The sequence below is a fragment of the Acinetobacter sp. RW6 genome, from assembly GCF_041956835.1.
Taxonomy (GTDB): domain Bacteria; phylum Pseudomonadota; class Gammaproteobacteria; order Pseudomonadales; family Moraxellaceae; genus Acinetobacter; species Acinetobacter calcoaceticus.
The window spans coordinates 273,504-287,474 of record NZ_CP167121.1 but is presented as its reverse complement, the minus strand read 5'-3'; the positions used below and the strand labels follow the sequence as shown (position 1 = coordinate 287,474).

The following is a 13,971-nucleotide window of genomic DNA, read 5'->3' as shown; positions in this document are numbered from 1 at the left end:
ATTTGGAGTTTTCCATGAACGCTACTGTAGAACAGCTTGCACCTGTAGAACAGCAAGCGACCGCGGGTTGGGTTGTTGCAGCACTATATCAATTTAAAGAAGTTCAAGATCCTGCCGATCTTCAACAACGTTTATTAGACTTAGTGAAAACAATCAACCTTTGCGGAACTCTGATTGTAGCAGGTGAAGGAATTAATGGTACTGTTGCCGGCGACCGTGTAGCAATTGATAGTCTCTATCAATTTTTACTTAATGAAGGTTTTGCCTCTATGGAATATAAGGAATCTCATAGCTCTGACAAACCTTTCCGTAAAATGAAAATTAAACTTAAAGAAGAAATTGTGACTTTAGGTGTTGAAGTTAAACCCCGTGATTTAGTGGGCCACTACCTTGATCCAAAAGAATGGAATGATTTAATTGCACGTGAAGATGTAATTTTAATCGATACACGTAATGATTATGAATATAAGGCAGGTACTTTCAAAGGTGCTATCGACCCTAAAACTGAAACATTCCGAGAGTTTCCAGAATACGTTAAAAAAGAATTAGAACAGCATAAAGATAAAAAAATTGCGATGTTCTGTACAGGTGGTATTCGCTGTGAAAAATCAACCTCTCTACTTCTTCAAGAAGGATTTACAGAGGTTTATCACCTTAAAGGCGGTATTCTTAAATATTTAGAAGAAACCCCTGCCGATGAAAGTTTATGGGAAGGTGAATGTTTTGTTTTTGATGGCCGGACAGCTGTAACTCATGGCGTTGAAGAAGGTGTAAATGTTAAATGTCATGCTTGTGGCTGGCCATTAACTCCAGAAGAGTCTGCTTTACCAAGCTATGAACATGGTGTTTCTTGTGTGTATTGCATCGACAAGACAACTGAAAAACAAAAAGCTGGTTTCCGTATGCGCCAGTCACAAATTGCGGCTGCAAAACGCAAACGTTTATAATTTATAAAAAGGGCATCAAATGATGCCCTTTTTAATTTTATTTATAAAGTTCCATAAGTTTCTTGAACTCCAAGCTCACGCAATTCATTGAAGGCACTGTTGGAGATTTCCCAACAGCAGCTCTCAACTTCCCATCATTAGAAAAATCTAATCCAATCTGACTATAGGTATTTATATCCGTATAAGGTCCTGTATTAATCACAAGATCTACAATCTCCAGTTCGCCCTCATCAAAAGTAAAGTCCATGCCATCTTCTTTTTCTTTATCCAATAATGCTGATACTGTTTGATTCCCTTTGGTTAAACTCACCTTATTACCTTGTTTTACCAAAACACATTTTTCATCTGAGTCCACAGCTACCAAATTACTTTCAACAAAATTATTAATAACTTTATCTGAACATTTATTGTATTGCTGCATATTCTCTAATGCAGGAAGCATTTGACAGGCATTCGTATTAAAATTAAAAACCATGGGTATTGAGTTATTCAAACTATCAACTTTCTTAGGCAATTGAGATAAGTTTCCATCTTTAATTAAAGTTAGTAATTCCTCATAGTCTTTAATGTTTTCATTATTTTCAATAGCCTCCAACAACTCTTGAATAGCTTGATGAATAGAACTATTAGCTTTCACCTCAACATTAAATAGATCCACATCATTATCAATACCATAGCCCTTTTTAATAAGCTCAGCTACCAAAGCAGAATTTGATGATTTTAATTTTTCTGTAGTCATAATTCCAGATTGATACCACATTTCAGGAATTTGGTTACTTGCATAAGCAATTACCATATCCGTCAGTGGATTAATATTTACATCTCTCTCTTGATCAATATAACTATGGTAGCTTTGGCCATTAGCTTTTACCTGTAAACGACAAGGAAGCTTACTACCGTCTACTTCACCTTGCCATTGCCCTTGCGCATTAACAACTACAGGATTTTTAAAACCAGCTCCGTCTTTACAAATTGCTGTTACATTTGCACCATTCAAAGCAGAATTCGAAAAAGCTGTACCGACAACTACTTTATAGGTAACTTCGGCTTCTTTAGATTCCACAATTTGCATTTCATTTACGCTATTACTATTTTCACCCCCACAGGCAACTAGTAATATTATTGAGAATAATCCAGTAAGTTTAAAAATTATATTCATATTAAATCGCATTGTTATAGCATTAAAGATTTTCATATCGCCCATGAAATATACATATGGCGAAATAAATTAATTTTTGATTAAGAGAGAGTTTTCAAAAATGTTGCGGATAATTATATACAAATAAAATTAATGTAAAAATATTATATTTAATTATGTATTAAAATACTAAAAGCATAAAAAACGCCCTAGAAAGGACGTTATTTACTTAATTTTTAAAGTTTAATTTGGCGTATGATACATCAAGTATAATTCATTCAAATTATCTGGGATTTCTTCTGCCAGTTCATCCATTAACTGTCCATTACGACGGAAAGATTCCATCTGTGGATCTTCTTCATCAATTCCACTAAATACCATCATTGGTAAAGTTAAATCAATTAATTGTTCTTCATATTCAGGTGCAAACCATGCATCTTCATTTAAGAACATTGCATCAACAAATCCCACACTCCAGTCACCTAAGCTAGATTCAACATCAGCTTCTTCAACTTCAAATGGAAATGCAATTCCATTTTCATTTGCTAAATCTTGTCGAATTGACTCTAACCACGCCTTGATTTGCTGAATAATTTCAGCAGGAACCTTCTTATGGTTATTATCAAACAGCTCATCTAACCAACGGTCAAATTGAGGACCTACTGCAATTGCACACAGAAAGCCATGAGTTGCAGCGAAATCTAAACCATACTCATTGTGGTCTCCATCTAGATATTCACTTAATTGGTCTAAATCTAACGCACTCATTGTGTTACCTGACTATAAAAAAGAAATCTACGATAGCATAGCATTTAAGCTGACGATGCCCTATTCAGATTTGATTAGTCTTCATCATCAAGATCATCATCGTCTAAATCATAATCAAAATCTTTCAACTCACGCTCTAAACGGCGTTGAGCTAATAGATCATCGATTAATCTACGTTTTTCTAATGATTCTTTCGCAGTGATTTTGCCTGATGACTCATCAAAACCGACATCATCATCATCACCGTAGTTATCATCTAGTTCAAAATCTGTAGAAGACACTAAAACTACCTCTAATGAAAAAATGTGAATGGGTCTAGGCGCTATTTATCTCTCTTACAGAACCATGTCAAGTTTTATTTATATTTTTTTCATTAAACTGCATATTTGTACTTTTTTTCACCCAAAAAATTGTGTATTTATAAAACTGAACTATTTTTGTGATCAAGAAAAAATTCTATGATCTTTTCCATAATTTAAGCTTGAAAAAAATGATTTTAGCCCAATATCCAAAAAACAGACGTGAATTCAAAGATATTTTTTATTTAACGGTTACCGATCAAATCCAAAATATTTCAAGCAAATTGTGCTATCATGCACGGTTTTTCACTGCCACAGATTCAACGAAGAGTAAGCAAAGATGAGCGATATGCATTCCCCTACTTCTCAAGTAGCGGCTCTGATTAGCCGAGGCAAAGAACAAGGTTACTTAACTTACGCTGAGGTTAACGATCATCTGCCGGACTCGATTACTGAAAGCGAACAGATTGAAGACATTATTCAAATGCTTCAAGACGTTGGTATTCCTGTACACGAGCGTGCACCTGAATCTGACGATACCATGTTCGGTGAGTCAACTGACACAGCCGATGAAGTTGCTGAAGAAGAAGCTGCTGCCGTACTTGCATCGGTTGAAAATGAGCCTGGACGTACGACAGACCCTGTACGTATGTACATGCGTGAAATGGGTACAGTTGAACTGTTAACCCGTGAAGGTGAAATCAGCATTGCAAAACGTATTGAAGAAGGGATTCGTGATGTCCTTAATTCAATTGCGTACTGGCCAAATGCTGTTGAAGTTGTATTAAAAGAATATAATGATTTCTTGACTGGCGAACGTCGCCTTGCCGATATTTTATCTGGCTATCTTGATCCAGAAACTGACGAAGATATTCCTGAAGTTCTAGAAGAAGAAACAGAACTTGAGGAAGAAGAAGCGCCAGCTGCACCAGCAAAAGAAGTTAAGCTTGACGATGATGAAGAAGATGAAGAGTCAGAAAGCGACGATGATTCTGAAGGTGAGTCTGGTCCAGACCCTGAAGTTGCAAAAGTTCGTTTTAATGAACTTGAAGCTGCATGGACTAAAACAAAAGCTATTATTGAGAAACATGGCCGTAACAGCCCAGAAGCAGATGACGCTTTAGAAGCGTTAGCTACTGTGTTCATGATGTTTAAATTTACACCACGTTTATTTGACATCATCTCTGAAATGATTCGTGGTACACATGAGCAAATTCGCGCTAACGAACGTGAAGTTATGCGTTACGCAGTTCGTCGTGGCCGTATGGATCGCACTCAATTCCGTACATCTTTCCCTAAGCAAGAATCAAATCCAGCTTGGTTAGATGAACAGATTGCTAAAGCTCCTGCTGAGATCAAGGCGCATTTAGAAAAGGTTCGTCCGGATGTTTTAGCATTCCAGCAAAAGATTGCAGATATTGAGAAAGAACTTAATTTAAGCGTTGCTGAAATTAAAGATATTTCTAAGCGTATGGCGATTGGCGAAGCGAAAGCACGCCGTGCTAAGAAAGAAATGGTAGAAGCCAACCTTCGTTTGGTAATTTCAATTGCGAAGAAATATACCAACCGTGGTTTACAGTTCCTTGACTTGATTCAAGAAGGGAACATTGGTTTGATGAAAGCTGTAGACAAGTTTGAATATCGTCGTGGTTATAAATTCTCGACTTATGCAACTTGGTGGATTCGTCAGGCGATTACCCGTTCGATTGCCGATCAGGCTCGTACAATCCGTATTCCTGTGCATATGATTGAAACGATTAACAAGATCAACCGTGTATCTCGTCAATTGTTACAAGAAATGGGCCGTGAACCGACACCTGAAGAATTAGGTGAACGTTTAGAAATGGACGAAGTTAAGGTTCGTAAGGTACTTAAAATTGCCAAAGAACCAATTTCAATGGAAACTCCAATTGGTGATGATGAAGATTCGCATCTTGGTGATTTCATTGAAGACCAAAACATCACTTCTCCAATTGATGCTGCGACTTCAGAAGGCTTAAAAGAAGCAACACGTGAAGTACTTGAAAACTTAACTGAACGTGAAGCAAAAGTCTTGAAGATGCGTTTTGGTATTGATATGCCAACCGATCATACACTAGAAGAAGTGGGTAAGCAGTTTGACGTAACACGTGAACGTATTCGTCAGATTGAAGCGAAAGCGTTGCGTAAATTGCGCCACCCTTCTCGTTCTGAACACTTACGTTCTTTCTTGGAAAATGACTAAGTTTTGAAAGCTTGAAATTTCAAAACCAAGCCCCATTTAATAGAAAGAGCTATAAACGCCTGCGATGATGCAGGCGTTTCAAATCATGAGGTAACTTATGTTAGACCGCACTCCATCTCGCGAACTACAAGAACATCTTTGGGTATTTCCGATGGATTATCCAATTAAACTTATTGGCGATGCGGGTGAAGAATTACGTGTTGCTGTACTCGACATTTTGGTAAAACATTTTCCAGACTTCGACCACTCAACACTAAAAGTTCAAGAATCTCGCACCGGTAAGTATCATTCTTTAACAGCACAATTGCGCTTTGAAGAATTGGAACAAGTTCATGCACTTTATGCTGACTTGGCTGCTTGTCCGCAGATTAGAACTGCGCTTTAATTTTAAGTTCTTCAATCAATACCACAGTCAGACATTCTTACTGTGGTATTTTTTTGGAAATTTTAAAACCAATCACCCTCGAAAAAACCATACAAATATTTAGAATTCCTCTTATAAAATCCTTTAAAATTACAAGGTTTTCGGCTTCTATCTTGCAGATATTAACTGGCGCCGCATGAACTAACTTATAGGAATATTTTGTGATGAGCCTTGATAAACCCAACTTGATTATTCGGCAATGGAACGATTTACAAGATTATCAAAGCAAATTTGAAACCATGAAACTCTTAACAAACGAGCGTAATCAAGATACGCCTGATGAGTTATGGTTACTTCAACATCATAATGTATTAACTCAAGGTCAAGCTGGTAAACCAGAACATATCCTAATTTCATCAGACATTCCTATAGTACAAACTGACCGTGGCGGGCAAGTGACTTGGCATGGTCCAGGTCAACTCGTCGCTTACTTCATGTTTGATCTTAATCGTCTAAAATGGAACGTACGCACATTGGTCAGTTTTGCTGAACAATTTATGATAAATGTTTTGAAAAAGTATGGAATTGAAGCTTATGCCAAGCCTGATGCACCTGGAGTATATGTAGATGGCCGCAAGATTGGTTCCTTAGGTTTTAAAATTCGTCGTGGCCGTAGTTACCATGGGTTAGCACTAAATCTGGACTGTGCCTTAACTGGGTTCCAGACCATCAATCCTTGCGGCTATGCAGGCTTAGAAATGGTACGTATACAAGATTTAGTGACTCCTTATCCATCATTTGGTCAACTTTGTCAGGACTTTATTGAGTATATTAATAGCACTGGGTACTTTAATGACCCTAAAGTCAAATATGAATAAATCGCTTTGCGATGAAATAAAAATGGATTAGAGTAATTACTCTAAATTTGCTTTCGCATAATTTTAACAAGGGATACGCGAGTGATTTCGACAAAAGCGGTAAAGCCGACTCTGCAACTTGCCTACGTTAAGCTCATGATGGATGTTATTGGTCGTGGCTTAGTCATGGCAAGTCAAGTGGACAATGAAATACAAGAGGAAGTATCTAAATTTCCTGTTCACTTTGTACTTTCAATGAATGTTTTCCCAAATGGACCAGCATTTTTTGCTCGAGTGACAGAAGACAAACAGTTAGAGCTACTTGAAAGAGCTGAAAAAAAACCAGATTTAACGATTACATTCAAACATGTCACTCATGCTTTTTTAGTGTTTTCTTTTCAAGAAAGTACTGCTCAGGCATTTGCCAATGACCGAATGATTGCCGATGGTGATGTATCTGCTGCGATCCGCTTGGTACGCTGCCTAAATAAAATGGAATCTCTTATTTTACCTAAATTGGTTGCTTCCCTAGCAGTCAAAGAATACCCAACCGAACTTACCCTAAAAGAAAAATTCAACGAGGCTGCAAATATTTACTTAAAAGTAGCCAAGTCCTATTTCAAGCGGAGCGCATAACATGGCCAAACCATATTACGAATTTTTTTGTCCTGTAAAAGTCATTGCTGGTAATGCTGCGCTAGAACATATTCCGTTTGAGCTTGCGACTTTAGGTGCAAAACGCCCTCTTATCATTACAGATAAGGGTGTTCGCGCAAATGGGTTATTAAATCCGATTGAAGCTGCATTTAGTACAACTGATGCTGTCATTGGCCATGTTTTTGATGATGTACCACCTGACTCGAGTTTAGAAGTTGTTCGTCTTGCAGCAGAAGCTTATCGTGCAAACAAATGTGATGCGATTATTGCTGTAGGTGGCGGTTCAGTCATAGATACGTCTAAAGCAACCAACATTTTGGTGTCTGAAGGTGGAAATGACTTATTGCAATATGCAGGTGCTCATAATCTACCGAAACCATTAAAACCATTTTTTGTGATTCCAACAACTTCGGGTACTGGCTCAGAAGTGACTATGGTCGCTGTGGTTTCAGATACCCAAAAGAATGTTAAGTTAGCGTTTGCTTCTTATTATTTAATGCCACATGCTGCAATTTTAGATCCACGCATGACGCTTACATTGCCTCCTCATTTAACTGCAATGACAGGTATGGATGCTTTAACCCATTGTGTTGAAGCATATACATGTATGGCTGCGAATCCATTAAGTGATGCTTATGCAAGTGCGGGAATTAAGAAGATTAGTGAAAATCTATTTAATGTCTTAGAAAACCCAAATGATGCTCAAGGCCGTTTAGAGCTAGCTCAAGCTTCAACAATGGCAGGTATTGCATTTTCTAACTCAATGGTCGGCCTAGTTCACTCTCTAGGGCATGCTTTAGGCGCTGTTGCTCACCTGCCCCACGGTTTATGCATGAATTTATTCTTACCATATGTGCTTGAATATAATAAACAAGTAAATGGTCAGAAAATTGGTGAGTTATTATTGCCACTCGCTGGTGCAGATATTTATGCACAAACTCCAGCAAGCCAGCGCGCAGATAGAGCAATTACGACTATCTTAGCAATGCGTGATCGCCTATTTACTTTAACAAAGTTACCACGCACTTTACGTGAAACAGGTAAAGTAACTGAGGCACAGCTTGATGAAGTGGCAGAAAAAGCACTAAATGATGGCTCAATTATTTACAACCCGAAAGAAGCAAGCTTCAAAGATATCCGAGATATCTTAGAAAAAGCTTGGTAATTCGACAAGTTAAACTCCAAAAAGCACCATAAAGGTCTGATTTATATATTAAATCGGACCTTTTTTATGAATAAGAATTTTTATTCATTATTTTATTTGGAATATATGGCAAAAAATTTGCTAAAAAATAGATGAAAGTACTGACAATTTATATCAATTTAGGATAGATTGGCGCACTTTATCTTTTTCTGTAGGGGGGATCGTTCGTCTCAAACGATCCTTAACACCAAGCTGATCCTTGATCAACGATTATGAGGATAACGCCGTTGACAAATTTATCTGGGACTAAACCAACAGCTAAGCTTCAAAAGAATCTTGTGCTTTGGCATATTGTTATTATTGGTTTAGCTTACATTCAGCCATTAACGTTATTTGATACTTTTGGTTTAGTGTCAGAACGAAGTGGTGGTCATGTACCAACTTCCTACATTTTTGCATTAGTCGCAATCTTATTAACATCGATCAGTTATGGACATATGATTAAGCGCTACCCTTCTTCTGGGTCGGCCTATACGTATGCTCAAAAATCAATTCATCCTAATGTTGGCTTTATGGTGGGTTGGTCTTCTTGGTTAGACTATCTACTGTCACCGCTTGTTAATATTATCTTGGCAGATATTTACCTAAGAGCTCTTTTTCCAGAAGTAAATAACTGGTTATGGGTGATTGGTTTAACAACGCTCATGACTGTTATTAATTTATTTGGTGCACGATTTGTCGCACGTTTTAACAGTACGATCGTTGTTATTCAGCTTGGCGTAATTTTTTATTTTGTTTATCAGGTATATATTTTACTTACCCAAGGTGTATACGCAGATGGAACTTTAAATCCAGATAAAGCGGCATTGTGGTCATTAACTCCTTTTTGGAACGACATGACATCTGTAAGTGCTTTAATTGCTGGTGCAACTGTACTCTGCTTCTCTTTCACAGGGTTTGATGCCTTATCTTCTCTTGCTGAAGAAACAAAAGATGCAGAAAAAACGCTACCAAAAGCTATTTTTTCTACAGCATTACTTGCAGGGATTATTTTCATTGTAAGTACTTACTTCATCCAATTATATTTCCCAAGTAACCCAAACACTTACTTTAATCCTTTAGATGAATCACAACCTGTGATGGTCGCTGCGATTGGTAGTTTGATGTTTAAAACTTTGGTTTTATATTTTGCTGTAGTCGCTGTGATGGCATCAGGTATTTCTGCCCATGCGGGTGTATCACGTTTAATGTATGTGATGGGACGCGATGGGGTCATCAACAAGAAATTATTTGGTCATATCAGTCCAAAATTGCATACTCCAACTTACAACATTCTTATTGTTGGTGTAGTTGCGTTATCTGCTGGCTTTTTAGATCTTGAGCATATTGTTAACTTGATTAGTTTTGGTGCCTTAACTGCTTTTAGTTTTGTTAACTTCTCTGTGATTTCTCGCTATGCATTAAGAGATGGCAAGAACAAAACGCTTAAAGACATCATCAATTATATTGTTATACCCACGCTTGGTTTTGCTAGTGTATTTATGATGTGGTTAGAGATTGATAAGCTTGCCTTACAAATTGGCTTAGCTTGGGCCGTAATTGGTGTAGGTTATCTTGCCTATAAAACCAAAGGCTTCAAATATAATGCTCCGCAACATAACGAGCATGAGTAATAAAAAAGGCGCTTTAAGCGCCTTTTTTATGGTCAAATTAACCGTAAATTTTATTCACAATGCTTTGTACACGTTGAGCATAAACTTTTGCTGTTTCCAGATCACCTGTCGGAATTTCTTCCACACTTGCATCTGAAGGCGATTGAACTAAAAGCCCTACTGAACCGCCTAAGTTGTTTACATCTTCACGTGTGGCGTTTTTTGTATTTGCCGGTAATAAACCGAGACTCACCCAAATCCCACCATGCTGTGCTGCTAAAGTTTGTAATTGGATAAGAGTTACTTGCTTATCCCCATTTAAGCTCGCGCTGTTTGTAAAACCTGCAAATACTTTATCTTGCCAGCCACGTGTAAACCATACTTTTGAAGTTGCATCAGCGAACTTTTTAAACTGCCATGGTGCTGTACCCATATAAGTCGGAGCACCAAAAACAATCCCCTTCGCATCATTTAATGTCTGCCAATCTTGATCAGTAATATTTCCTTCCTGATCAATCTGAATGAGCTGAGCATTAATCTCGTTTGCGAACGTTTCAGCAACAACTTTTGTGTGGCCATAACCAGAGAAATATACAACCGCGATATTAGAGTTAGACATGGGAGCAAACCTTTGTTTTATTAAATTCCACTTTATGATATATTTTAGAAACTAGGTGTCAATTAGTTACTAGTTGGTAACTAGTGTAATTTTTCAAAAAATTATAGGTAAATGGTATGAATGAATGTCTAAAATATAATATTTTTCAACAACATTGCCCTGCTCGTCTATTTTTTGAAAAAATTGCAGATAAATGGGTTTTATTGATTTTAAATGTTCTTGAAGAAGAAACTCAACACTTCAATTTGCTCAAAAAGAATATTCAAGGCATTTCCCCTAAGGTCTTATCACAGAAGTTAAAAATGCTGGAAAGAGACGGTTTCATCGAGCGCAAAATCCAGAATACATCCCCGATTCGCGTTGATTACTCACTTACTTCTTTAGGGCAAAATGTAGCTTCAATGGCGTTCCAATTAAAGGAATGGGCCGAAACCAATATTGAACAGGTTTTAGCAGCCCAAATAACTTATGATGGAAAAGTGCTAGAGCAAGCTTAACTCATGCTTTCTTTAAAATATTATTAAACTTTATCGATTAGGCTTTTTTCTTATCTTAAAGCTGACTCACTTAATTGATTTTAATCGGTTCTGGTGGTGCGCTTATTTTAAATTGAATCGTTAAAGGTTCGCATTGCTTTAACTCCTGATTATTTTTCAAATAGGTGCTTTCCTGACCATATTTCCAAGTACCATTCATAACTTCAAATGCAGGGTAATTGACAATAAAAGTTTTTGTTTCAGCAGGTTGATACTCATATATTTGAGTCTCTTTACAATCATTTTCCGGATAAGAACGTTTGGTATTTCCAAGTAAATAGAGTTCTAAAGGTACATGACAAGCGGGTTGTCGTTCTTGTATTTTTTCTAAGCCCATATTCGTTTGAGTAATCTGTAAAGCAAGAGTACCGTTCAAAGTTAATTGCTGTGCGTATTTAAAAACTGTTTCTTTTTCAATTAGTTCTCTTGTTACATTATTAAGAAATTCTAATTTACGATGCAAGCCATTACAGTCATCTTCACTTGGTGCAGGTAACCAAATTTCGTTATCTTTTGAGTCACCTTTATTTCCATCGGCCGGGGTCTCATAATCACCTGGTTTACCAGGTTTAGTTGGATGTCCTGATCCCCCCAAACTGGCACCACCTGCGAATAAATCCTCTCCGCAAGCAGTCAAAAGGCTGCCTATCATAATGAAGCTCATGGATATTATTAATTTTTTATAAGTTGTTTTAGTCATATTGATAAGCTCCGAAACGGAAAGTTTTGGTTGCACCCTCTTTTCCTTCATCGAGTGCACAACGTTCAATGGCTAACTTGAGTACTTGTAGTGATAGATCTTCCCATAAGCGTAAACTTGCTTCTTTGAGTAAAGTGATCGATTCATCTGTTAGTTCATCAGCAAAAATTGCTTGTTCTAAATAGGGTTCTTTTTCTGGCTGAAATAAATTATGAACCCCGGCAGCTAAATGTGCCTCTAAGTTATTCGTTAATAATTTTCGAACCTCGAATTGCTCTACATCAGGCATAAAACTACGCTGCTGCAACACCACAAGGCCATCTTCTTCTTTCACTATATTTAAACGCTCAAGTTCATTCAAAATAGATCTTGGATGTTTTTCGGTTGAAACTTTCTTTACCAAACTTTCAAAGCTAATCTGATCTTGGCTAATAAAAGGAATTTTTTCTGCTAAGCCCTCTGCAAGCCATAAACCAATCACCCGAGCAGGAACACTCACTGGCTCTGCTACTTTTGCTTCAGTTAAAGGCTGCCCAGCCTGTATCGCTTTTTTAAAAGCATTAACATCCTTACGATGTAAACCAGAAAGTAGACTAACTGCCGAATCAGTAGTTTTTTGATCTATGCGTTCTAGCTCAGCTAAAGACTGCTGATAGAAAACTGGTTTTAATGCGGTGACAAAGTCGTTATATCCAACTCCCGAACGAATTAACCATTGCGTCAGATATTCCATTAACTGCAATACCTGCTTTTGGTTAAGTTCTGCATTATTCGTTTGGAGTGTCGACATAGGTTATCAATTTTCCTTCATCTTTGAAAAACAGTATGAGCTGAGCAATTGTCACACTGAACGGTTTAAGATGCAATTTTCATTCTCAAGCCTCCTTTGGAAACCGATGAACAAAATGATTTGGCGCATTAAAATTGGTAAAAGAAATACTCATTGAGACATCCAAACTTTCCACGCTATGCCACCAACCAATAGGGATAAACAAAGCTTCACCTGCATTCAAAATACATTCGACCGGAGTAATTGATTTGGCTAAAGGATATTTTTTTAAATCAATTTCATTTGCATTACTCAGCTCACTAAACACCCAATGATCGTTATATAGGTGAGGTACTTGCAAAGCCGGAATCAAAGTTACTTTTTTGCGTCCATAAATTTGAACTAACATATTATTCGTTAAATCGTGATGTAATGGCGTAAAGGTTCCCTTCGGCCCGAACCATAAAAAACTACGCTCATCTTTTAAAGCCAAGTTGCTGTAGCCGTCTGCAAAATCGCCTATATCTAAAAATAACTCCTGAAGCATTTGATGACTATTGGTCGCATTATTTGCAGTCATATAGAAATCGTTGCTCGCCTCGACAGACATAACTTTTGATACAAACTCCGACATTTTCATAGTCTGCTTTAACAAAGGAGAATGCCTTTCAAATTGCTTATCTTTATTTCTATTCATTTGAACTTCAACTAAATGCTGGCCAAATCGAGTTGCAAAATATTCAGGTGTCCACTTATGTAAAGCAGGCCAGTGCTCTACCCCTTTTTTCAAAATCACAGGACGATGTTGACTGTAATAGTCTTTAATAAAATCTGAGAATATTGGCGCAGGGATTGAAGGTATTTCTTTACAGTAATTAGAATCTAGCTGGGCCAATTGGTCTAAAGTTTCTATTAGCCACTCACGTTTCTTAAATTGGTGGTGCTTTTTCTTCAGAATTTTATATAACTGATTATTTTCTAAATTACCTAAATATTCTTCTACTTTTTGCCGATGAAGCCCCTGCTCTACCAATCTTTTCACTATTTCCGCAGATGTCACCCCATTCAAAATTTGTTCGATGATCCATTCCTGATCTTGGTCAGATAAGCTTAGGAAATTCGGCTCACTCGTTTGAAACGTTAACCCAAATCCATTTTCTTTTAAAACATCGACTAATTGCTCAATCGAACATCCTTTTTCTAAATTTTCTTCAAGCCATTTTTTCCATTCAAATGGCAACTGATCAAACCATTTCTGGCTTTGTTGGAATATTTCAATTTGATTATAAGCTGCCAT

15 protein-coding genes are annotated in these 13,971 nt (G+C 37.2%); 8 read left to right on the top strand and 7 right to left on the bottom strand.

The features are described 5' to 3' along the window. The first annotated feature begins 14 nt into the window (after positions 1-14). Positions 15-947, top strand: a complete 933-nt coding sequence (locus tag ACB088_RS01435) for a rhodanese-related sulfurtransferase (RefSeq protein WP_375037806.1) — start codon at positions 15-17, stop codon at positions 945-947. A 37-nt stretch (positions 948-984) separates the two neighbouring features. Here the strand turns inward: ACB088_RS01435 and ACB088_RS01430 are convergent, their stop codons facing one another. The 3 genes from ACB088_RS01430 to ACB088_RS01420 form a co-directional block, all read right to left on the bottom strand. After that, on the bottom strand, positions 985-2,106 hold the full coding sequence (locus ACB088_RS01430) for a hypothetical protein (RefSeq protein WP_375038756.1): 1,122 nt from the start codon (positions 2,104-2,106) through the stop codon (positions 985-987). Positions 2,107-2,328: 222 nt separating this feature from the next. Next, positions 2,329-2,853 (bottom strand): YecA family protein, encoded by a 525-nt coding sequence (locus ACB088_RS01425; protein ID WP_003655445.1) that lies wholly within the window; start codon positions 2,851-2,853, stop codon positions 2,329-2,331. A 74-nt stretch (positions 2,854-2,927) separates the two neighbouring features. Further along, a complete protein-coding gene (locus tag ACB088_RS01420; protein ID WP_002116495.1) occupies positions 2,928-3,134 on the bottom strand; it encodes a PA3496 family putative envelope integrity protein in 207 nt (68 codons plus the stop codon). 358 nt (positions 3,135-3,492) lie between these two features. Between ACB088_RS01420 and rpoD the strand changes: the two genes are divergently transcribed. The 6 genes from rpoD to ACB088_RS01390 all read left to right on the top strand — a co-directional run bounded on the left by rpoD (position 3,493) and on the right by ACB088_RS01390 (position 10,071). Beyond that, positions 3,493-5,376, top strand: a complete 1,884-nt coding sequence (gene rpoD, locus ACB088_RS01415) for an RNA polymerase sigma factor RpoD (RefSeq protein ID WP_005036489.1) — start codon at positions 3,493-3,495, stop codon at positions 5,374-5,376. Positions 5,377-5,473: 97 nt separating this feature from the next. Further along, positions 5,474-5,761, top strand: a complete 288-nt coding sequence (locus tag ACB088_RS01410; RefSeq protein ID WP_092708971.1) for a YbeD family protein — start codon at positions 5,474-5,476, stop codon at positions 5,759-5,761. Positions 5,762-5,964: 203 nt separating this feature from the next. Then, on the top strand, positions 5,965-6,618 hold the full coding sequence (lipB, locus tag ACB088_RS01405; RefSeq protein ID WP_375037805.1) for a lipoyl(octanoyl) transferase LipB: 654 nt from the start codon (positions 5,965-5,967) through the stop codon (positions 6,616-6,618). Positions 6,619-6,699: 81 nt separating this feature from the next. Next, positions 6,700-7,233 (top strand): hypothetical protein, encoded by a 534-nt coding sequence (locus tag ACB088_RS01400; RefSeq protein WP_003655436.1) that lies wholly within the window; start codon positions 6,700-6,702, stop codon positions 7,231-7,233. Position 7,234: 1 nt separating this feature from the next. After that, positions 7,235-8,419, top strand: coding sequence for an iron-containing alcohol dehydrogenase (locus ACB088_RS01395; RefSeq protein WP_375037804.1), 1,185 nt, complete (start codon positions 7,235-7,237; stop codon positions 8,417-8,419). A 266-nt stretch (positions 8,420-8,685) separates the two neighbouring features. Further along, positions 8,686-10,071, top strand: coding sequence for an APC family permease (locus ACB088_RS01390; RefSeq protein WP_017392561.1), 1,386 nt, complete (start codon positions 8,686-8,688; stop codon positions 10,069-10,071). A gap of 37 nt (positions 10,072-10,108) precedes the next feature. On the opposite strand, the gene ACB088_RS01385 is transcribed toward ACB088_RS01390, so the two are convergent. After that, positions 10,109-10,669: a flavodoxin family protein gene (locus ACB088_RS01385; protein ID WP_005036479.1), complete on the bottom strand. Its 561-nt coding sequence runs from the start codon at positions 10,667-10,669 to the stop codon at positions 10,109-10,111. A gap of 116 nt (positions 10,670-10,785) precedes the next feature. On the opposite strand from ACB088_RS01385, the gene ACB088_RS01380 reads away from it, so the two are divergent. After that, complete coding sequence (locus tag ACB088_RS01380) at positions 10,786-11,166, top strand: helix-turn-helix domain-containing protein (protein ID WP_192834413.1); 381 nt, start codon at positions 10,786-10,788, stop codon at positions 11,164-11,166. Between the two features lie 70 nt (positions 11,167-11,236). On the opposite strand, the gene ACB088_RS01375 is transcribed toward ACB088_RS01380, so the two are convergent. The 3 genes from ACB088_RS01375 to ACB088_RS01365 all read right to left on the bottom strand — a co-directional run bounded on the left by ACB088_RS01375 (position 11,237) and on the right by ACB088_RS01365 (position 13,971). Next, positions 11,237-11,869: a hypothetical protein gene (locus tag ACB088_RS01375; protein WP_375038755.1), complete on the bottom strand. Its 633-nt coding sequence runs from the start codon at positions 11,867-11,869 to the stop codon at positions 11,237-11,239. Positions 11,870-11,897: 28 nt separating this feature from the next. After that, a complete protein-coding gene (locus ACB088_RS01370; protein ID WP_375037803.1) occupies positions 11,898-12,695 on the bottom strand; it encodes a DUF6502 family protein in 798 nt (265 codons plus the stop codon). A gap of 85 nt (positions 12,696-12,780) precedes the next feature. Further along, a complete protein-coding gene (locus tag ACB088_RS01365) occupies positions 12,781-13,971 on the bottom strand; it encodes a cupin-like domain-containing protein (RefSeq protein ID WP_375037802.1) in 1,191 nt (396 codons plus the stop codon).